The following is a 20,421-nucleotide window of genomic DNA, read 5'->3' on the forward strand; positions in this document are numbered from 1 at the left end:
ATAAGATTATTTTATAAAAGAGAAGGGCGTTTTTAATAATAAAAAAAACCTCTAAACCGGATTACTGGTATAGAGGCAAAAAGTAAATGATGAATTGAAAATTAGTATTGAATTTCTTGCTCTAAAAGAGGCCAGATCTTTTGATGTGATTTTTTAAACATTAACATGTGTCCGATTGATTTATATCCGAGTTTTAGAGGGTTTAGTTCTAGCATTTTAGTAGATGCATTAGGATATAAACTTAATAATTCTTCAACGTTCTGTTGAGTGGCAATTTCATCGTCACTTGCCCAAATCGAAGTAATCGGGCAGACAATCTCAGTATGAAAGTCATGAAAGACAGTTTTACCAATGGCATTTTTTACATAGCCAGGGTTGCTACAAAACTCTCTCCATTGTTGAGCAACTTTTTTAGGCAAGTTTTCACCCATTCCAATAAATTGAGTAGCGCCATAACCTTTTAAAGTACTAGAAATTGGAAAGATAACCTTAAACATGACAGGTGCCAGAAACTTGGTTTTACCTTTAAGACCTTTTACGTTGCCAGTAGAACCTGCTATCGCAACAACTTTTGCTACTTTGCGAAAATTAGGCACAATTCCTAACAGTTGCCCACCAGCACTATGGCCAAGAAGAGTAACTTGTTCTGCTTGTGTTTTTTCTAATAAAGCATCAATTGCACAAGGAATATCAAGCGTTCCCCAATCATTAATACTTGCTTCACTTTGCTTTAAAGGTCCATGCAATGAGTCTCCAATTCCACGGAAATCAAAACTTAATACTTCATAACCTTGTTGGCTTAACCATGTAGCAAAAGGATGATAAAAATTTTTGGTAATACCAGTGGCTGGGCAAATCAAAACAGGATTGGCCGACTTTTTTGATTCAGCTGGATAAAATTGTGCAGCAAGTTGATAACCATCTTTGCAGGTCATCCAAAATGATTCAAAAGTGTTATCCATAATATTAAGTAATGATTAGCTTGTTGATGAGTTTAATTTACATGAGTTCTAAAATGATACTTGATTAAAATGTGACTATAAAGTCAGGATTTATGCTATACAGCTCATTAAATTTTAATAAAACGAATAATTGGGAAAAAGATGGATTTACCGAAAGCTGTACAATTAGCGATTGTTTTTAGTGGCATATTTTTATGGATAGGAATGTTAACAGGGGTATGGAAATATTGGCAAATACGCCGTTCGGAATTGAGTCGTGCACATTATTATGTGGATATTGCTCATCGAAGTAGCTTACTTTACGCAGCTGCTAGCTTAATTCTTGCTGTGCTAAGTTATTTTACTGTTTTAAGCGAAAATATTACTTTGTGGTGTGTGTTAGCAAATCTCTTGTTTTTTAGTTTTTCAATTTTAGTTTATATCGTACATGGGTACTTACAGGACACGACAAATCAATTTAAACAACCCCATCGGTTAGGTCGTTTTAACCTACCTTCATGGTTAATGTCTTTAATGATGGTTGCATTGATTATTGCTGAATTATTAGCTACAGCTATTTTAGTTATGGGAACAATTTTTTTATTTTTAGGTATATAAAAATGGATGATCACTCATCCATTTTTTTAATCTTACAATTATTGTTGACTAAGACGTCGTTTAGCTAATTTTCGCATCTTATGATCGACAAAGGCCCACAGACAAAATATGAAAGAAACAACCATCGCATACATAAAGTATTCAGGTTTTAAATTTCCTTTGATCATACCTTGAAACAGTAAAGTCAGCATAAGAGCAAGCGGCGTTACTCCATACACAACTGAATCTTTGCTGTTCAGAGTGTTAATGAAGACTTGTTTGTTGAAATGTAATGATAACATCTCCATCCCTCCTTGTGGTGGTACTAAAACCTAATGTTTTAGTCAAGAATTTGTTTTAAGTTTAATGTTGTACTTCTATTTTTCATACAATTCAATAGCGAATAGCAATTTTTTTGAGCAGTTTTATAAAAAACTCTATATTTATAAAAGCTTAAGGTATTAAAAAAGTAAATATTAAATATTTTTGTATGAAATACTTATTCTTTTAGGAAAGAGAAATTATTTAAGTGAAAAGTATAATAATTTCTCTTTTCTATCATTTTATTTTAGCTATTTTGCTTTTTAAAAAATGTGTCAATTGCGTGTTGAGCAATTTCTGCATCTTCAAAAGATTGAACACCTGATACACCAATAGCACCTAAAATTTCACCTTCATAAATAATCGGTTTTCCACCTTCTAGCATCCCTTGAGCGCTGGGCATACTTAAAAAGCCAAGACGTCCACTTTGCAGAAGTTCTTCGTAAAACTTTGAGGGTCTACCTGATATTGAAGAGCATTTCGCTTTTTCTAAGCATAGATGTGAACTTAAAGGAGAGGCGCCATCTAAACGTTTCATGAGTAATAGAGAGCTTGTTTCATCAACAATCGCAATGCTGACTTTAAAGTTATGTTCAATTGCATATTTTTGAGCTTCTTCCATTAAAAACTCCGCATCTGCTAATGTTAAGTAATATTTAGTTTTCATTGTTGCTCTTCTTTCCTGAGTAAGCTAAAAATTATTTTAGTGTATTTTTACAGTAAAAATTAATTATATCTATTGTTGATTTGTCATTAAAAGCTAGGGTGGAAATAAAATGCTGGTTGGGTAAACACAGCATTCTATTCAATATATAAAATCATGTTTGGATAAAACTCGATTTCAAAAAAGCCACTAGATTAAATGTTTTTGAATTTAACTTTGTCGATAATTACGGTAATTACAAGAACAACTAAAGATGGGATCAACCATGCTAAGTTTTGTTCATTTAGGGGTAAATGTTGAAGAAATTCAGGTAAATAATTACTGAAACCTGCCACTTTAAGACCATCAATAATACCGAAAATTAAAGCAATACTCGTTACTGAACCGACAATAAAAGAAGGTTTGTGCCAAAATTTCCAAAAGAAGCTCAGCATAATCACCACAATCGCAGGTGGATAGATTGCACTTAAGACAGGTACTGATATAGCAATCAGTTTAGTTAAGCCAAGATTCGAAATAATGAAAGAGAAACCAACTAAAATAAAGACTAAAAGCTTATATGGTAATTTTGTTAACTGAGCAAAGTACTCACCACACGCACAAGTTAAGCCAATTGCTGTAACCATACATGCTAAAAAGATGAGGCCAGTTAAGAATAATGAACCCATATTTCCAAAAGCATGTTGTACATATGCATGTAAAATTACTGCGCCATTTGCTGCATTTGGTGCTACTTCATGGCTACCTAAACCTAATTTGAATAAGCTTAAATAAACTAAAGTAAGACCAACACCTGAAATGAGACTGGCAATAATTGCATATTTGGTGACTAACTTTTTATCAGTTACACCGCGAGAGTAAATCGCTTGAATAATAACGATACCAAATACGAGTGCACCTAAGGTATCCATGGTGAGATAACCGTTTACGAAACCTTCGGAAACAGGAGACGCAACGTAATGATTAATTGGTGCAGGAACGTAACCCGCAGGAATCATGACCGCCGCAATGCCTAAAATTGCTAAAGCGATAATTTTTAGCGGGGCAAGTACATGTCCTACTGTATCCAAAAGCTTGTTTGGATAGAGTGAAACTACAGTTACAAATGAAAAATAAATTGCACTATAGATTAAAAGACTGCTACTTGATGTTCCAAAATAAGAGGAAAAACCAATTTCATAAGAAACAGTAGCTGTACGAGGGGTGGCAAATAGTGGTCCGACTGATAAATAACAAACAACAGTTAAAATCAGGCTTGCTACTCGACCTAAGGGAGAACTAATAATTTCAATGGATCCCTGCATACGAGAGAGTGCCATGATGGTAATTACAGGTAAGCCGACAGCCGTAATCAAAAAGCCTAGTGCAGCTAACCAGACATGTTCACCAGCTTGTTGAGCGACGATGGGAGGAAAGATAATATTGCCAGCCCCAATAAAAAGGGCAAAGGTCATAAAACCTAAGGCAATAATATCTCCAGTACGAAGATGTTGCATAAATTAAAAGTGAATAAAAAAGAAGGAATTTTAGAGCAAAAGTAATCATGTTCAAGCGCTAATTTATGTGAAAAAGCTTTTTTTCGGGTGGTTAAAACGATATATGGTGTTATACGCGATTGTTTGGTTAAAGTATGTGCTTGAAAAGGCATTAAAAGGGCAAAAGAACTTCTTTTTAAGTTCTGACTTTTTATAAAAAATATGTAAGAATAAAAAGATAAATTTTTACTGTGAATGCTGGATATTTGAGCATTTTAGGCTTTTGGTCTGACTTATATTCATCCTAAAATATTTTGAATTACCTTAGGTTTTGTAGGGACGGGCATGTTTCTTGTCTGCGAGGATAGAATTGAATGAGAGCTTCTACTGTTACCATTAAAACTGAACAAGATCTGGAAAAATTAAGAATTTCTGGACGCTTGGCTGCGCAAGTTTTAGAAATGATAGAGGCCTATATTAAACCAGGCGTATCTACTGAATATTTAGATAACCTCTGTAATGATTATATTGTAAATAATTTAAAAGTTATCCCTGCTAATGTGGGATATCACGGTTTTACAAAAACGATATGCACTTCAGTCAATGAAGTTGTTTGCCATGGAATACCATCGCCGAATAAAATTTTAAAAGATGGCGATATTATTAATATTGATGTCGCAATTATTAAAGATGGTTATTTTGGTGATACGAGCCGCATGTATTTTGTGGGTAATGTAAACCCACAAGCAAAAAAACTTGTTGATACAACTTATGAAGCGATGGTTGCTGGTATTCATACAGTTAAGCCAGGAGCTACATTAGGTGATATTGGTTATGCTATTCAATCGGTTGCTCACCGAGAAGGCTATAGTATTGTTCGAGAGTACTGTGGACATGGGATTGGTAAGGTCTATCATGAACAACCCAATGTTTTGCACTATGGGCAGCGTGGGCAAGGTTTGGTTTTAAAGAAAGGAATGGTCTTTACCATTGAGCCTATGGTGAATGCAGGTAGGCCGCAAGTGAAAGAGTTAAATGATGGATGGACAGTCATTACTCAAGATCTTTCTTTATCTGCTCAATGGGAACATATGGTTGCAGTAACAGATACTGGCTTTGAACTATTAACACCATGGCCCGAAGGTGTGGGAAATTATCCTGCAATTTAAAAAATATAAAAAAAGTTCGATAATTTATCGAACTTTTTTATTTTAACGCTCAGAAAGATGTTCGACTAAATAGTCAATGAATACTCGAACAGCAGGTAGTAATCCTCGGCGTGATGGATATACAGCATGTAATATTCCATGAGGCGCTTTCCAATCTGGCAATATCTGTAGAAGTTGCCCAGACTTAAGGAAATCTTCTGCTGCACTCTCTGGCAATAATGCGATACCACAGTTCTGACTAGCCAATTGAGCCAACATGTGTATGTTTGTGCCCATTACAATCGGGCTGACTTTGACTTTCTTTTGTTGATTGTCAGGTCCATGCAACATGAATTGTTGATCAAGATGTTCTTCAGATAAACTTAAAATGCGATGTTCGCTGAGCTGCTCTGGATTTTTTATATCACCAAACTCATTTAAATATGCCTGACTTGCGAATAAACTTTGTTCTATAAGGGCAAACTGTCTAAGAACTAAACTTGGGTCGTCATCAAGTTTTGAGCGAACACGTAAAGCGATATCAATCCCTTCATTAATGACATCCACTCGACGGTTACTGACCATAAGTTGCAAGCGAATTTCAGGATATTTTTTTAAGAAAGCAGGTAGGATTTTAGGAAGTTGATTTTGAGCAATATCAACAGGCACACTAACTTTTACCACACCTCTAGGTTGAATACTTAAATGATCAACCAAATCATGAGCAGCTTGTGCAGCATTCATCATGACTTGAGCATGTCTATAAATATCCATTCCAATATCCGTAACGGCAAAATGACGAGAGCTACGTTGGATTAAGCGAACACCTAAGTTTTCTTCTAAGCTGTACACACGACGACTTAATTTTGATTTTGGTATATCTGTTACACGCTCAGCAGCACTAAAGCCACCATGCTCAACAACGAGAGCAAAACAATAAAAATCATCAAGATCAGTGAGCATTAAAATATCCTATTTCTGCAACAACCATGATTTTACATTATTATTTTTGCAACGATAATTCTTATACTAAATTTTTTGTAAGCAGGAGATAAATTCATTATCTAATTGCTGGAGATAAATTTGAAATTATAATGTAATTACGTTGTAATTTTGATGTATGTTTTTTATTGGGTTTATGGGTTGTCTATAGAACTATTAATCAATTTATTTTACACTATATTTTTCTCTACTTTTCAAATCTAATGCCTTATCAATTGATAGAACTTAACGATGCCTCTACGAATATTGAGTGCCCATTTTGCAAACAAACGATAATTGACTGGGCACAAGAACAATACGTTCAGCCATGTGAACATACTTTATTTGTTGCTATGGATTTGGGATTCGAATTTGTTGCAGATCGATTTGAAGAGTGCATGAATCAGAGTGTGGATGAGTTACATGAAGATCCAAATATGAATATTTTTGAAGCTCTAACTACAACACCTTATGAGAATCTGATTGTTTTAAAATCTGATTTAGGTATGGAAGGTTTATTTCGCTATGTGGGAGTGAGCGATTTTTAAAGTTGAGAGCATAAAAAAGCCAATCTATCGATTGGCTTTTTTATTATTTACGCTTCTGGCGCTGCGCTATATTGTTCAACTAATGGTTTTAATTCACCATTTTGGAACATTTCAAGCATGATATCGCTACCGCCAATAAGTTCGCCATTTACCCAAAGTTGCGGGAATGTAGGCCAATTCGCAATTGCTGGTAAGATTGCACGAATATCAGGATTTTCCAAAATATTTACATATGCAAATGGACGACCAATTTGACTGAGCGCCTCTACAGCACGTGCAGAGAAACCACATTGTGGAAACTGTGGAGTGCCTTTCATGTAAAGTAAAACGGGATGCTTCGCAATTTGATCGCGGATTAACGCTTCAGTATCACGTGCTTGTTCAGTCATAAATAGATCCTCAACTAATCTAGCAGCATTATAGGGGGTGTTTACATCGCTTTGCAAACCACCTGATTACTTAAAGTTGCATTGAATCTTCAATATTTTATTGTATAAACCGAAGTGATAGCGAAAAGCGGACGAAATTTTAGATAAATGATTGATGAGACTTTTCATCAGAGCCAGTTTTTGCTTATATAAACCCTTCTTAAAACCTCATACAGACAGAGTTCGTTATGACTGATATTACCCTAGCTCCAATACAACCTGATCAACCATCACACTTAATGGCTACTTATGGTCGCCAAGCGATCAGTTTTGTACGAGGCCGAGGGGCATATCTATATACTGAAGATGGTACAGAATATCTAGATGCATTAACTGGTATTGCTGTATGTGGTTTAGGTCATGCACATCCAGTCATTGCAGAAGCAATTGCTGAACAAGCTGCAACACTTGTGCACACAAGTAATTTATTTGAAATCCCTTGGCAAACTGCCGCTGCTCAGAAGCTTGCTGAGGTTTCTGGCATGGAAGAGATCTTCTTTTCAAACAGTGGTGCTGAGTCTAATGAAGGTGCGATTAAGATTGCTCGTAAATTTGGTACTCAACAAGGTGTACGTTTGCCAAAGATTATTGTGGCAGAACAATCATTTCATGGTCGTACGTTGGCAACACTTTCAGCAACGGGTAATAAAAAAGTACAAGATGGATTTGCTCCCTTGGTGAATGATTTTATTCGTGTGCCATTTGGTGATGTGGAAGCAATTCAGGAAGCCGCTTTGCAGCATCCAGATATTGTTGCAATTTTGATTGAGCCAATTCAAGGTGAGGGTGGTATTAATACCGCTCCTCAAGGCTTTAGCTATCTTGAGGAAGTCCGCAATATTTGTAATCAGCATAACTGGCTTATGATGCTAGATGAAATTCAAACAGGTAATGGGCGTACTGGTAAATATTTTGCATATCAGCATACCAACATTGTGCCTGATGTCCTAACGACTGCGAAAGGACTCGGAAATGGCTTCCCAGTAGGTGCTGTAATGACACAAGGTAAAGCTGTTGGTTTGTTGGGACCTGGTAGTCATGGTTCTACCTATGGCGGTACTGTACTAGGTTCTCGTGTGGTTTACACAGTCATTGATACAATTCAAAAAGAGAATGCTGTAGAAAATGCGGCGGTAGTAGGACGCTATATCGTTGATCAACTTCGTTCAAAGTTAGCTGACAAGAATGTTCAAGTGCGTGGTTTTGGTATGATGATTGGTATTCAATTACCTAAAGACTGTGCTGAACTGGTTGCTATTGCTCGTGATCAACATAAGCTTATTATCAACGTTACAGCAGGTTCGGTAGTTCGTCTATTACCGCCTATTAATATGACTCAAGCGCAGGCCGATGACTTGTTAGAGCGTTTAGTTACTTTGATTAATAGCTATCTTTAAGTTTTAGTATAAAAAATGGGCACTTAATGTGCCCATTTTTTATTTCAAAGCATTACCCAGAGATATACTGCTTTAACTGTTCAATTAAGTTTTTCTGATCTTCCATTGCTGCTTTTACCAAGTCACCGATAGAGATAAAACCAACTAATTTTTCATTGTCCAATACTGGTAAATGACGTAAGTGGCGATCTGTCATTAACTGTAAACACTCTTCAACTGTGTTGTTTAGACTTACAGTAAGTACTTTAGATGTCATAATTTCAGCGACTGTAGTGCTATATGAAGTACGTTCCATAAGCGTCACTTTTCGCGTGTAGTCACGTTCAGATAAAATTCCGACAACTTTTTCACCTTCAGCTACGACTAATGCACCAATTCCTTTATCGGCCATGATTTTAATAGCTTCAAGGACAGTGGCTTCTGGAGAAATTGTAAAAATATCTTGCTCTGATTTGTTTTTGATTACTTGTGCAACGATTGTCATTTCTTCTATCCCGTGTTTTATCATTTTGTTTTAAATTAGCTTGATTTTATAAAAATGCAAAGACTTGATAGTCATTCAAATACAAGTTTTACACTCAAGCGTTCAAAAAGCATTCTATATAGTGGTTAAGAACCTAAAGAAAACTTTAGGCTTCTTGCCAGTTCGGATGTTTAAAAAAGAAATGATGCATTTGCTGGGTAGATAATTTTAACTTCCTGTGAGAAGAATTAAATAAAGCGGGCGTAACGTTGAGTCGGGTTAATGTTGGCAATAAAGATTCATGAAAATCTTTGGGGGTAATTCTTCTTGGTTTATAATGTGGCCAATGTTCTTTGGCGTAGCGGTGAGCTTGCAATCCATTGAGCCAGAAAGGAAAAATAAAATCTTCCTGATCTGATTTAATTGCCCAACCTTGATGAAATAATCCCCAAAGAACTCCACAGTACATCATGGTTCTTAAAATATAAATCTTAATCATCAAGTCTTTTGAAACCGGTTGTAGATTGCTTAAACTATTCATTGTCAATTTAATGGTTCTTAACTTGTCTTGCTTATTATAGAAAAAATAGATGACATTTCAGTTTAAACAGGTATCAAATCGTAAACAAATATTCCCAGCTAAAGAAAAGACCACCTGAGTAAGACAAAGCGACTAAAGCTTTAGCGAAGCTTAAGGCGCACAAAGTGCGTAGTGAATTATATTTATAGAAAGTTTTTACAGGCATAAAAAAACGCCACCTAAGTGACGTTTCTTTATGCTTGCATTGTGGCTAACTTTTGCCAATATTGTGCTTTAAGTGAGTCACGTTCAACACGGAAACCTTGATAATACAATTCTGCTAAGAATAGAGCAGCTTTACCGTGCCCAGCGCGAGCAACTTCTTCTAACTGTGTAACTGCATCTTGAAAGTTCATTTGAGAATGAATTGTGTTTACTGCAGTTGCATATACATGTTCTAAATCATGATGAGAGATACGTTGAATCATAGAAAACTCCTTATTGTAATTATGATTACTTTTTTCTAAAGGCCACTGCCTTTAAATTAATTTAACTTAGAATTATTAAACTAATATTACAAATTGATGGATTTGTCAACTATTAGTGCATATCGCTTAGTTCACTATTAGGATACATGATTAAACATTATTCACAAATAATTTTGATTAAAATCAATATGAGAATAAAAGACAAGGAGAATAAAATATGACAAATACAATCGATGGCTTTGTTTTTGATACTCCGCCTAAAGAGGAACAAATCATAGAACTGGCCCATTATCACCGTAAATTATTAGATGAAGCTATTTTCCATGAGGAAATCCATTTAGGGGATTATTGTCTTGCACAGCGCAAAAGGGTATTTGATTTTGCTGGGCATTTGGAACCCGCTCAAAAAAACTGGTTTTATCAAGTTTATGATGGGGAGCTTCGAAAAATTGCCGATGAAGACGAGTTGCATCCAGCAGATGCAGAAGAAGGGTTAAGTATTTTTGCCATGTTTTTAGTCTTGGTTATTATTGCGGCAATTTTATACTTTTCTGTCATCCGTTCACTAATAAGTTAAGCATACTATCCAGTAAGGTACGATTATTAACCTTACTGGATGTTTGATCTTGTGCTTATGTGCATTGAACCCTACACTACACTAATTCGAGGTAGGTCATGCTCATATTCAAACAAAATTTTCTTAAATTAAAGTCTGAGTTAAAAGTTGATCAATGTTTTAACCTGTTTGTGGTTATTGTCATTGGCTGTATTTTTGTGCTGTCATATTTAGCATTACTTCGGCCTATTAGTCCGGATCAATATCAACGAATTATCCAACTGTCTCATCAGGCGACTTATCCAAGAACTCAAGACATGGCTGAGTTACTTATAGCTCAGTCAGAAATTCATCGAGCTGAGTATTTAAAGTTAATGCATGCTTACCAATTTGAGGGTGCTCATATTATGCAATATCCGGCACTCGCTCAGGAAGATACTCAGTAATTGGGTTAATCAGGCTAAATCTTGGTTTCCAAAGCTTTTTGAGCACTATTGTGGCAGGCAAAATTTTGAATTTATGCTAAACTTTCTCTTTTTAAACGCGCTGTTTTTCAAGGAATCCGCATGGAGCAACAATCGAATATGCAAAATAAATTCTTGATAGATGCTGAGATCGGTGATGACGATGTCACATTACCTAATTTACCTGCTATCGATGTTCCCATCGTTGAATCTCCTGTTAAATCACAAGAAAACATTGAAGTAGCCAAAGTTGAATCGGCTTCAACAGAAACAGCGGTTGAACAACCAAAATCTGGTTTTTTTGGCCGGATGAAAGAAGGTTTAACCAAAACTCGTCGTAACTTCGCTGATGGAATGGTCAATATCCTGATCGGTGGAAAGGAAATTGACGATGAATTACTCGAAGAAGTCGAAGAGCAATTATTGGTTGCAGACATTGGTGTTGAGGCAACTAAAACGATCATTACCAATTTAACAGAGCGTACTGCTCGTGGTGATTTGATCTATTCCCACTCTCTTTATAAAGCTTTACAAGAAGAGTTGGTTGCTTTGTTGGCTCCACGTGTTAAGCCTTTGCATATTGATCCGAACAAATCACCGTATGTGATTTTAATGGTTGGGGTAAATGGTGTTGGTAAAACCACAACTATTGGTAAATTAGCGAAACGTTTGCAAGGTGAAGGTAAAAAAGTGATGTTGGCTGCTGGTGATACATTCCGTGCTGCAGCGACAGAGCAATTACAAATCTGGGGTGAACGTAACGATATCGCTGTTGTAGCCCAAGGTCACGGAGCTGATAGTGCCTCTGTTATTTTTGATGCCTTTGAGAGTGCTCGTGCTAAGGGAATTGATGTATTAATCGCAGATACAGCAGGTCGTTTACATAATAAAAGCAACCTGATGGAAGAACTTAAAAAAGTTAAACGCGTTATGCAAAAAATTGATGCAACTGCACCCCATGAAATTATGTTAGTCGTAGATGCTGGTACAGGGCAAAACGCGATTAACCAAGTGCAAGAGTTTGACCAGACTGTGGGTTTGACTGGTATTACAATTACCAAGTTAGATGGAACCGCGAAAGGGGGCGTGCTCTTTAATATTGCAAGCCGTACCCATGTGCCAATTCGTTTTATTGGTGTTGGTGAAAAAATTGATGATTTAAGACCATTCTCGGCTAAATCATTTGTCGCTGCGCTGTTTGAAACTGATAAATAATTGGTTGTCAGCAATAAAAAGCTTCACTAAATGGTGAAGCTTTTTTATATGTATATCTTTTTTTATTGTTGCGAAAATAAAACGAACTGTCATATTTTTAATGCTGATTATAAAAAATGGGTTCAATACACTGTATTCATTCCCAAACAACGGCCCATGGTCAATCAAATAGGTAGGAAATAACAAAATGTCTACTTTCTTAGATAAAATTAAAAACCGTCGCACTATTTATGCAATTGGTAAAAATGTTGCATTAGATCGCACTAAAATTGAAGAGACAATCCGTGAAGCGGTTAAACATAGCCCTTCAGCGTTTAACTCGCAATCTTCACGTGTGGTGACACTATATGGTGAATCTCATGCTAAATTCTGGAATTTAGTTCGTGAAGCATTACGTAAAATTGTTCCTGCAGAAGCTTTTGCTGGTACAAACACAAAAATTGATAGCTTTGTAGCGGGTGCTGGTACGGTTTTATTCTATGAAGACCAAGCTGTTGTTAAAAGCTTACAAGAGCAATTCGAATTATATGCAGATAACTTCCCTGTATGGTCTGAACATTCAAGTGCGATTGCTCAATTTGCAACTTGGACTGCGCTTTCAGAGCTTGGTTTAGGAGCATCTTTGCAGCACTATAACCCGATTGTTGATGCTGAAGCCGCTGAAGCATTTGATGTGCCTGCAACTTGGAAATTACGTGCTCAATTAGTATTTGGTTCAGTTGAAGCACCAGCAGGCGAAAAAGCATTTATTAATGATGCTGATCGTTTCAAAACTTTCAACTAATTGAAAGTTAAAAAGAGCACCTATTTAGGTGCTCTTTTTTTACGTTTTGAGAATTAATGCAATGACTAAATAAAACGGAAACTGATGAAATTCAAATATATATTTTAAAAATAATAAATCTGAAAATTAGCCAATAACTACACTGTCATAAAATAGTCACAATCATATTGCATATTGCTCATGATTTAATAGCTTATCAAATACAGAGAAAGAAACAGATGACTTTAAGATTAGGTGTTGCTGCAATTGGTTTATTACTCAGTGGTTCAGTATTTTCAGCAGTTACAATTACAGCACCAGAGGAAATTGTAATCCTTGCGGTAAATGGTCAAGAAGTCAATTCTGGGTTATTTCGTTCATCTAAAAATAACTATAAAGTCGATGCGGGTGAAACCAGCTTAAGCGTGCGTTACCAAGAATATTTTGAACATTTAAATGGCGAGCATGACATTGTTAAATCTGGTGTAGTTACAATTCAAACACCTGCATTGCAAGATGGGAAAACTTACAAGCTTTCGATGGTCGATGTCCCTAAAGACTTTGAAAATGCAAAAAAATATGCTGAACAACCAACAGTTGCTTTGTACAGTACAAATAATGAATTAATTGTGAAACAAACGGGTGCAAACAATGAAGCAAAACCATGGTTTGCAACTGGCTTGTTGGGTAAAGTAACTGACTTTACGACTAAATCATCTAAACCACAGCCTGAAGCAGTGTATGCATCGGCTAAACCTACTTCTGCTCAAGTTATTTTACCAGCTCCAACGACTATGCCAGTAACAGGTGTAGCACAAACGAATGATCAACGGTTAGTTGAAACTTGGCAGAAAGCCTCAAAAGCTGAGCGTCAAAAATTTATGGCTTGGCTAGCTGAACAATCAAATTAATCAATTGCTATTTAAAATAAAGCCGATTTAATATCGGCTTTATTTTTAGAATTTTTATAAATAGCCTAAGTATATTTTATGACTAATTTAAATTTCCGTTTAGCTCAATTTGCCGATATTCCAGAACTCGTAGATTTAATTAATAAGTCTTATCGAGAACAACAAGGTAGAAGTTGGACAACTGAGCTTGAGTTTGTAAAAGGGCAACGTATTACAGAGCACCAATTAGAAGAACAGCTACAACTTTCGAATTCGACATTATTGGTAGGGGAAGGTAACACTTCCAAAATTGTTGCATGCATTGGACTTACATTTGAAAACAATCAGGTTGAGGTTGGGACATTCTGTACACATCCTCATGTTCAAAATATGAGAGTGGGTCGTTCTGTTTTAGAATATGCGGAGCAATATGCATTGAAAGAAGATCCCCATCTGACCAACGCTGTAATGTATGTGCTAGATGTCCGTTCTGAATTGATCGCTTATTATGAACGACGTGGATATGGGAAAACGGGTAATGAACAACCATATCCAGTTGAAGCAAATGTAGGGGTACCAATGGTACCTATTAAATTGATTGAAATGAAAAAAGACCTCAAATGAGGTCTTTTTTGTTTAGGTTAGAAACCAGATGTAATAGCCTAAAAGCATGAGAGGCCATGCTATCCATGGACTAAATAACCATTTCCATAACCAGAAGTTTGGTACAAAACCTACTCCATAAATGAAACCACCAGAAATACCGATCATCACCAGCATAAGTTGGCTATGATTGTAATGTCCGTTAGCATCTAACATGAGTGAAGGGTAAACCAGCAAAATTGCAGCAAGAGGCAATGCCAACAGAAATGAAAGGGCCATTGCGAATGCTTGAACTTTTCGATGATTTGATGCTGTCATTGCTTTTGCCATGATTTATTCCTCATCTAAGTTTTGATGGTGCTCGATATAAAGTGCACTGAGTACACCTGCAAAACATGCCATTAAAATGCCAAGGATCCATGCGAAATACCACATTTTCTTCTCCTTAATACAAGCTATGCGAGTTTGACTCGATGTGTTTGTTGGTAATCACTCCCCACATTTTGTAATAAGACCAACTGGTATAGATCAAAATGAGTGGTACAAAAATGCCAGCAGCTACAGTCATAACGCCTAAAGTAAGGTGGCTTGAGACAGCATCCCACATCGTCAAGCTAGAATTGGGATTAATGCTAGATGGCAGTAAGAATGGAAATAGTGCAAAACCTGCGGTTAAAATTGCTCCTACAATCATTAAACTTGTACCAGTGAAACTTAAGCCTGCTTTTGCTTTTGAAGCTGCAATAATTGCAATGATTGCGCCTAAGATTGCAAGAACTGGAGCAACTTTAGTAATTGGATAGGTATTGTAGTTGTTCATCCAACCAGGGTTGCTATTGGTAACTACCTCTTTTGCTAAAGGGTTGAGTGCAGCATTTGGATCAATTGCTACTGCATAGCTATAACCGGGTATCTGACCAAAATACAACCAAACTCCGATAACAAGAAAACAAGCTAAAAATAGCATTGCCATAATCTGGGTTGCTTTTGCAGAGCGTTGCTTTAAAGCATCGTCTGTACGCAACATGAGCCATGCACCGCCATGGGCACAGAGCATTGAAAGACTGACAATACCGCAAACTAATGCAAACGGATTTAAAAGAGCAAAAAAGCTGCCAGTATATTCAGAGCGTAAAGTGTCATCTAGACCAAAAGGTAAGCCTAGAAACAAATTACCAAAGGCTACACCGAACACAAGCGCTGGAACAGCACCACCAATGCATAGGCCCCAGTCCCAAGAATTACGCCATTTGGTGTTTTCAAGTTTGGAACGATAATCAAAGCCGACTGGTCGTAAGAAAAGGGCGAATAAAACCAGTAGTAGTGCCCAATACATACCAGAGAAAGCCACAGCATATACCATTGGCCATGCAGCAAATAATGCACCACCTGCTGTAATAAACCAAACCTGATTGCCATCCCAGTGAGGAGCGATTGTGTTAATGGCCGCACGTCGTTCGTTATCGGTTTTCCCAACGAAAGGCATGAGAGCCATGGAACCCATATCGAAACCGTCAGTGAGAGCAAAGCCGATCAGAAGTACACCAACTAACACCCACCAAATGATTTTTAATAGTTCATATTCAATCATGATAAGGCCTCCCCATTAACAGCTGCTTTTGGTTCTTGCTTTTCAAAATGATATTTACCAGTGTGCAGAGAGCTTGGTCCTAGACGAGCAAACTTGATCATTAAGTACATTTCAATAATTAAAAGTGCGGTATAGAACGCTGCTAGTGCAAGAATCGAACCCCATACATCCCCACTACTTAAACTAGAAGTAGATAGGTGTGTTGGTAAGATTTCACCAATAGACCAAGGTTGACGACCACCCTCAGCTACATACCAACCTGTTTGCGCAGCGATCCAAGGAAGTGGCAGAGCAAACAATGAATATTTAAGTAGCCAAGGTTTATTTTCAGCATTTCTTTTTGCTACAGCCCAAGTTGCTAAAATGAAAAGTAATAGCATCAAGAAACCAGAGGCAACCATTGCTCGGAAAGAGAAAAATAGAGCTGTAACATTTGGAACAGTATCTTTTACAGCAGCTTGAATGTGCTGCTCGTTTGCATCAACTACATTTGGTGTATATTTTTTAAGAAGAAGGCCATAACCTAAATCTTTTTGATTTTTTTCAAACGAAGCTAATAACTCTGGTGAGCGATCACCCGCACGTAGTTTTTCAAGTTCAGCATAGGCAAGCATACCGTTGCGAATACGAACTTCGTGCTGCTGCATGAGATCTTTAAGACCAGTAACTTCTTTGGTTGTTGAACGGGTTGCAATTAAACCTAATGCATATGGAATTTTAACTGCATAATCTGTCCGCATTTCTTCATGGTTCGGTATACCAAATAAAGTAAATGGAGCTGGAGCAGGGTGAGTATCCCATTCAGCTTCAATTGCAGCCAGTTTAGTTTTTTGAACATCCCCTAATTCATAGCCAGATTCATCACCGAGTAAAATCACTGAAAGTGTAGATGCAAGACCGAAAATCGCAGCAATTGCAAATGAACGACGAGCGAAAGGAAGATCACGTTTTTTAAGCAAGTAGTAGCTTGAGATAGCTAGTACGAAAATCGCACCAGTTACATAGCCTGCTGATACAGTGTGTACAAATTTAACTTGAGCTACGGGGTTAAAGATAAGCGCGCCGAAATCGACTAATTCCATACGCATCGTTTCAAAATTGAATGCAGCACCTACAGGGTTTTGCATCCACCCATTAGCTACTAAAATCCAGAGCGCTGACATATTAGAACCGAGCGCAACTAACCATGTTACACCTAGATGCTGAACCTTAGTTAAACGGTCCCATCCAAAGAAGAACAAACCAATAAATGTCGACTCAAGGAAGAATGCCATAAGGCCTTCAATTGCTAATGGTGCACCAAAAATATCACCTACATAATGTGAGTAATAAGCCCAGTTCGTTCCAAACTGGAACTCCATGGTTAAGCCAGTTGTTACCCCTAAAGCAAAGTTAATACCAAATAATTTTCCCCAAAATTTAGTCATATCCTTGTAAATTTCTTTACCGGAAATGACATAGGTGGTTTCCATGATGGCAAGGATAAATGCCAAACCTAAAGTTAAAGGGACGAAAAGAAAGTGATACATTGCGGTCATTGCAAATTGAAACCGCGAAAGATCAACCACGCTTTCAGAAATCATCAACGTGTCTCCTTAATGTTGGAAATGTTATCGCCAGCAATATGCTCGGCGACCTGATTGTCAAAATTTTTGGGGATGGTGGGAGCATCAAACCAAATATGTTTAATCGTTAAAAGAAGCACTATTTTTATTATTAAAATAATGGTGATTTCTTTAATTAAACGACTATTAAGATTTTGAAAATTAAGGCTCATTAATTAAACCTCATTTGATATTAATTTTATTATTAATCAAAATATAATAAAAATAAACAATAAATATATTTTAAATGGATATTTAAATAATTAATTTATAAAAAACAAATATTTAATATTTTAAAAATAATACTATACTAAAATAGTTTGAATTGATTATTAATTCCTACTAAAACACTTGTAAATAAAATTATTAAGTTGATTAAAATAGTTTGTTTTAAATTTAATTCCGACTAAAATGGTTGTATATAATATTTGTTAATTTTATTTCTAACTAAAATAGTCGGGATAATAAATAATTAATTAAAAAAGAAAATAATAAAATAAGGTCGTAATAAAGCCTGTAAAAAAGCAATAATGGATGAGAAGAAATATTAAGGATTAATCGGGTGCGAAAAGATCGTTTGAGATAGAGATTTTTTTGGCTACATAATGGCTTTTATGCACTTTGACAAGAATGACTTGGGAATATAATTCGAGTTCACCATATTCTGGTTCTACTTGAACATAGTGAAGTTGACCAAATTCATCACGTACGCGTGCTTGAGCAGAAAAACCTGGTCTGGCATTACCACTGGAAATAGTCGCTAACCGCCCTAAAAGGTTATAGTTGGTATGTGTAAGCTTTGGCTTAATCACTTGGTCAAGGCAGTGAATCATGAATACAGTAAAAAAGATTGCGATCACAAGTGCTGGGACGATTAAATAAAATGGTGAAATAAAATAATGCTGTATTGCAAAGAAAGAGAGTTGTAAAAAGTAACCTGCATAACTGAAGTTGATGAGTAAAAAAACGAAAATTAGAGCTTTAGAAAATTTAACATTAAGTAGTGGTGAGTTAGAAAGCCAATCCGGCGCAATTTTTTTAAGTAACTGACTTGGACGGAGTCCAATATACATACCAATGGTTTCTACCACGCTGAGTAATATCAAAGCCACTACACTTAAGTGAAATGGCATAAGATAATAATTGAAAAAGAAATCAGCCATGGCAGAAACTCTAATGTTTATAGCTTGCTTCAGTCTACGATATAGATACCGCCATCTGAATGTACTTTAAGCTCAACTTTATTTAAAAAATCACCTAAACATGGTCCTGAAATACATTCACCTGTTTCCACAGTAAATAAAGCACCATGAGTAGAGCACTGGATGTATTCTTGGTCTTGATCGAGAAATTGATTTTCTAAATATTCAAGCTCAGTTTGTAGGTGAGGGCATAAATTCTGATAAGCATAGAATGCGCCGTCACGTTGCGTAACGAAAATAGTAGTTCCTTGTAAAGTGTCAAAAGCTCTAGCTTCACGCTCAGGAACTTCTTCTGTCATACAGATCCTTTCCATTTCAAGCACATTCCTTCTGAAAATTTTCAAGAAGTTTAGCATAATCATTTACAGCTAAACGTGGTCCGAATTGAGAGACTACTTCACTCGAAATTAAGATGGCTAACTGAGCCGCAGCATTCAAATCTTGGTGATGGTTTAGGGCATAAAGGAATGCGCCTGCAAATGCATCGCCCGCACCATTTGTATCCACTGCTTCTACGTGGCGTCCCGCAACATGGAAATGTTGAGTTGGGTTAGAAACTAAAGCACCTTTGGCACTTTGTGTAATGACTACGGTATGATTTTTAAAACGTAATTGAGCAAGAGCATCTTCTACAGACGTTGTATTGGTATACATTAAGGCTTCTTGCTCATTACAAAATAGTAAGTCTACGCCATCATCCATAAGTTCTTCCAAGCCTTCACGAGCGTATTGCACCATGGCAGGATCTGAAAGAGAGAGGGCAATTTTAACGCCATTTGCTTTTGCAATTTCTCTTGCTTGTTTTACAGCTTTACGAGCCGTTTCACTTGTAGAAAGATAACCTTCAATATAAAGCCATTTTGCTGTTTTTAAGGGTTCAAAGTCGATTTGTTCTTGAGACAGTTCAGCCGTAATACCCAAATAGGTGTGCATCGTACGTTCAGAGTCAGGGCTAATTAACACCATACATGTGCCAGTTACACCTTCACTGATCGATTTTGGTGTGGTCTGGATGCCAGCTTCATTTAGACCTTGTAGGTAGATCGCACCTAAATCGTCATGACCAACACGGCAACCATAAAAAGCGCTTCCACCTAATGCACTAAAAGCTACAGTTGTATTTGCAGCAGAACCACCACTTGCTTGACCTTTGTAGTCTTGATGCTGTTTTAACTCTGCATATAGAGCAGACTGAGTGTCACCATCGGACAACTGCATTGTGCCTTTTTGCAGGCCTTGTTGATTAAGAAAATCATCAGACACTTTAAATTCTTGGTCGATTAATGCATTACCAATTGCAAAAAGATCTACAGTTGCCATATGTGTTGTCACAAATAAAAAAAATCAGGTAGCTAAGTTTACACCATTGCTTGGATTTGCTGTAGTTTGTTGAATAAAATTCAGTTAATTCAAATATAACTGGAGAAATATTGTTGTTTGAATATTCTTTAGATCAGAGGATAGGTTATTGAGATAAAATTGATAAGCTTTTTTATTCAATGTCTGTCATATACATAGAATTAAAAGCTTTTGTTCTGTTAGGATAAACATTCATGGCTATG

The 20,421-nt window shown here is 36.5% G+C and carries 27 protein-coding genes; 10 read left to right on the forward strand and 17 right to left on the reverse strand.

Features of this window, described 5'->3' with window-relative positions; genetic code table 11:
• Window positions 1-101: 101 nt before the first annotated feature.
• On the reverse strand, window positions 102-962 hold the full coding sequence (locus RMB03_RS06160; RefSeq protein ID WP_026056226.1) for an alpha/beta fold hydrolase: 861 nt from the start codon (window positions 960-962) through the stop codon (window positions 102-104).
• Between the two features lie 141 nt (window positions 963-1,103).
• Between RMB03_RS06160 and RMB03_RS06165 the strand changes: the two genes are divergently transcribed.
• Complete coding sequence (locus tag RMB03_RS06165; RefSeq protein ID WP_132069467.1) at window positions 1,104-1,559, forward strand: hypothetical protein; 456 nt, start codon at window positions 1,104-1,106, stop codon at window positions 1,557-1,559.
• A gap of 38 nt (window positions 1,560-1,597) precedes the next feature.
• On the opposite strand, the gene RMB03_RS06170 is transcribed toward RMB03_RS06165, so the two are convergent.
• The 3 genes from RMB03_RS06170 to brnQ form a co-directional block, all read right to left on the reverse strand.
• Window positions 1,598-1,840 carry a hypothetical protein gene (locus tag RMB03_RS06170; RefSeq protein WP_004643085.1) on the reverse strand — a complete coding sequence of 81 codons (243 nt, stop codon included), beginning with the start codon at window positions 1,838-1,840 and terminating at the stop codon, window positions 1,598-1,600.
• A gap of 266 nt (window positions 1,841-2,106) precedes the next feature.
• A complete protein-coding gene (locus RMB03_RS06175; protein WP_080027261.1) occupies window positions 2,107-2,526 on the reverse strand; it encodes a heme-binding protein in 420 nt (139 codons plus the stop codon).
• 191 nt (window positions 2,527-2,717) lie between these two features.
• The gene (gene brnQ, locus RMB03_RS06180; RefSeq protein ID WP_198495633.1) at window positions 2,718-4,019 is read right to left on the reverse strand and encodes a branched-chain amino acid transport system II carrier protein; all 1,302 of its coding nucleotides are present in this window, start codon (window positions 4,017-4,019) and stop codon (window positions 2,718-2,720) included.
• A 353-nt stretch (window positions 4,020-4,372) separates the two neighbouring features.
• On the opposite strand from brnQ, the gene map reads away from it, so the two are divergent.
• Entirely contained in the window at window positions 4,373-5,167 is a 795-nt protein-coding gene (gene map, locus RMB03_RS06185; protein WP_017392243.1) for a type I methionyl aminopeptidase, read from the forward strand.
• Window positions 5,168-5,209: 42 nt separating this feature from the next.
• Here map and RMB03_RS06190 read toward each other — a convergent pair whose 3' ends face one another.
• On the reverse strand, window positions 5,210-6,109 hold the full coding sequence (locus RMB03_RS06190; protein WP_017392244.1) for a LysR family transcriptional regulator: 900 nt from the start codon (window positions 6,107-6,109) through the stop codon (window positions 5,210-5,212).
• 242 nt (window positions 6,110-6,351) lie between these two features.
• Between RMB03_RS06190 and RMB03_RS06195 the strand changes: the two genes are divergently transcribed.
• Window positions 6,352-6,675: a hypothetical protein gene (locus RMB03_RS06195; protein WP_311074694.1), complete on the forward strand. Its 324-nt coding sequence runs from the start codon at window positions 6,352-6,354 to the stop codon at window positions 6,673-6,675.
• A gap of 47 nt (window positions 6,676-6,722) precedes the next feature.
• Here the strand turns inward: RMB03_RS06195 and grxD are convergent, their stop codons facing one another.
• Entirely contained in the window at window positions 6,723-7,064 is a 342-nt protein-coding gene (gene grxD / locus RMB03_RS06200; RefSeq protein WP_004643080.1) for a Grx4 family monothiol glutaredoxin, read from the reverse strand.
• 227 nt (window positions 7,065-7,291) lie between these two features.
• Here grxD and RMB03_RS06205 point away from each other — a divergent pair, with 227 nt between their 5' ends.
• Window positions 7,292-8,500: an aspartate aminotransferase family protein gene (locus tag RMB03_RS06205; RefSeq protein ID WP_005040061.1), complete on the forward strand. Its 1,209-nt coding sequence runs from the start codon at window positions 7,292-7,294 to the stop codon at window positions 8,498-8,500.
• 52 nt (window positions 8,501-8,552) lie between these two features.
• Here the strand turns inward: RMB03_RS06205 and RMB03_RS06210 are convergent, their stop codons facing one another.
• The 3 genes from RMB03_RS06210 to RMB03_RS06220 form a co-directional block, all read right to left on the reverse strand.
• Complete coding sequence (locus RMB03_RS06210) at window positions 8,553-8,984, reverse strand: CBS domain-containing protein (protein ID WP_311074698.1); 432 nt, start codon at window positions 8,982-8,984, stop codon at window positions 8,553-8,555.
• Window positions 8,985-9,129: 145 nt separating this feature from the next.
• Window positions 9,130-9,504, reverse strand: a complete 375-nt coding sequence (locus RMB03_RS06215; protein ID WP_056480557.1) for a DUF2750 domain-containing protein — start codon at window positions 9,502-9,504, stop codon at window positions 9,130-9,132.
• Between the two features lie 233 nt (window positions 9,505-9,737).
• Window positions 9,738-9,971 carry a hypothetical protein gene (locus RMB03_RS06220; protein WP_003652111.1) on the reverse strand — a complete coding sequence of 78 codons (234 nt, stop codon included), beginning with the start codon at window positions 9,969-9,971 and terminating at the stop codon, window positions 9,738-9,740.
• Between the two features lie 217 nt (window positions 9,972-10,188).
• On the opposite strand from RMB03_RS06220, the gene RMB03_RS06225 reads away from it, so the two are divergent.
• The 6 genes from RMB03_RS06225 to RMB03_RS06250 all read left to right on the forward strand — a co-directional run bounded on the left by RMB03_RS06225 (window position 10,189) and on the right by RMB03_RS06250 (window position 14,483).
• Window positions 10,189-10,548 carry a hypothetical protein gene (locus RMB03_RS06225; RefSeq protein ID WP_004791942.1) on the forward strand — a complete coding sequence of 120 codons (360 nt, stop codon included), beginning with the start codon at window positions 10,189-10,191 and terminating at the stop codon, window positions 10,546-10,548.
• A 98-nt stretch (window positions 10,549-10,646) separates the two neighbouring features.
• Window positions 10,647-10,973 carry a hypothetical protein gene (locus RMB03_RS06230; RefSeq protein WP_311074701.1) on the forward strand — a complete coding sequence of 109 codons (327 nt, stop codon included), beginning with the start codon at window positions 10,647-10,649 and terminating at the stop codon, window positions 10,971-10,973.
• A 120-nt stretch (window positions 10,974-11,093) separates the two neighbouring features.
• Window positions 11,094-12,206, forward strand: a complete 1,113-nt coding sequence (gene ftsY, locus RMB03_RS06235) for a signal recognition particle-docking protein FtsY (protein ID WP_005040068.1) — start codon at window positions 11,094-11,096, stop codon at window positions 12,204-12,206.
• 187 nt (window positions 12,207-12,393) lie between these two features.
• Window positions 12,394-12,990, forward strand: a complete 597-nt coding sequence (locus tag RMB03_RS06240) for a nitroreductase family protein (RefSeq protein WP_132069475.1) — start codon at window positions 12,394-12,396, stop codon at window positions 12,988-12,990.
• A 218-nt stretch (window positions 12,991-13,208) separates the two neighbouring features.
• A complete protein-coding gene (locus RMB03_RS06245) occupies window positions 13,209-13,880 on the forward strand; it encodes a DUF2057 family protein (RefSeq protein WP_311074703.1) in 672 nt (223 codons plus the stop codon).
• Window positions 13,881-13,958: 78 nt separating this feature from the next.
• On the forward strand, window positions 13,959-14,483 hold the full coding sequence (locus tag RMB03_RS06250) for a GNAT family N-acetyltransferase (protein ID WP_311074704.1): 525 nt from the start codon (window positions 13,959-13,961) through the stop codon (window positions 14,481-14,483).
• A gap of 12 nt (window positions 14,484-14,495) precedes the next feature.
• On the opposite strand, the gene RMB03_RS06255 is transcribed toward RMB03_RS06250, so the two are convergent.
• The 8 genes from RMB03_RS06255 to RMB03_RS06290 all read right to left on the reverse strand — a co-directional run bounded on the left by RMB03_RS06255 (window position 14,496) and on the right by RMB03_RS06290 (window position 20,179).
• Window positions 14,496-14,795, reverse strand: a complete 300-nt coding sequence (locus tag RMB03_RS06255) for a cyd operon YbgE family protein (RefSeq protein WP_128814366.1) — start codon at window positions 14,793-14,795, stop codon at window positions 14,496-14,498.
• Window positions 14,796-14,897 (reverse strand): cytochrome bd-I oxidase subunit CydX, encoded by a 102-nt coding sequence (cydX, locus tag RMB03_RS06260; RefSeq protein ID WP_000270276.1) that lies wholly within the window; start codon window positions 14,895-14,897, stop codon window positions 14,796-14,798.
• 10 nt (window positions 14,898-14,907) lie between these two features.
• Complete coding sequence (gene cydB / locus RMB03_RS06265) at window positions 14,908-16,053, reverse strand: cytochrome d ubiquinol oxidase subunit II (protein ID WP_311074705.1); 1,146 nt, start codon at window positions 16,051-16,053, stop codon at window positions 14,908-14,910.
• Window positions 16,050-17,636, reverse strand: coding sequence for a cytochrome ubiquinol oxidase subunit I (locus RMB03_RS06270; RefSeq protein ID WP_311074706.1), 1,587 nt, complete (start codon window positions 17,634-17,636; stop codon window positions 16,050-16,052). The genes cydB and RMB03_RS06270 overlap by 4 nt, the downstream gene beginning before the upstream one ends.
• A complete protein-coding gene (gene cydP, locus RMB03_RS06275) occupies window positions 17,636-17,830 on the reverse strand; it encodes a cytochrome oxidase putative small subunit CydP (protein ID WP_003652097.1) in 195 nt (64 codons plus the stop codon). The genes RMB03_RS06270 and cydP overlap by 1 nt, the downstream gene beginning before the upstream one ends.
• Window positions 17,831-18,211: 381 nt before the next feature.
• A complete protein-coding gene (locus RMB03_RS06280) occupies window positions 18,212-18,820 on the reverse strand; it encodes an OB-fold-containig protein (RefSeq protein ID WP_003652096.1) in 609 nt (202 codons plus the stop codon).
• A gap of 29 nt (window positions 18,821-18,849) precedes the next feature.
• Entirely contained in the window at window positions 18,850-19,158 is a 309-nt protein-coding gene (locus RMB03_RS06285; RefSeq protein WP_003652095.1) for a Rieske (2Fe-2S) protein, read from the reverse strand.
• Between the two features lie 16 nt (window positions 19,159-19,174).
• Window positions 19,175-20,179, reverse strand: coding sequence for an adenosine kinase (locus tag RMB03_RS06290; protein ID WP_281830662.1), 1,005 nt, complete (start codon window positions 20,177-20,179; stop codon window positions 19,175-19,177).
• Window positions 20,180-20,421 lie beyond the last annotated feature (242 nt).

The sequence above is a fragment of the Acinetobacter sp. V91_7 genome (assembly GCF_031799075.1).
GTDB classification, from domain to species: domain Bacteria; phylum Pseudomonadota; class Gammaproteobacteria; order Pseudomonadales; family Moraxellaceae; genus Acinetobacter; species Acinetobacter calcoaceticus.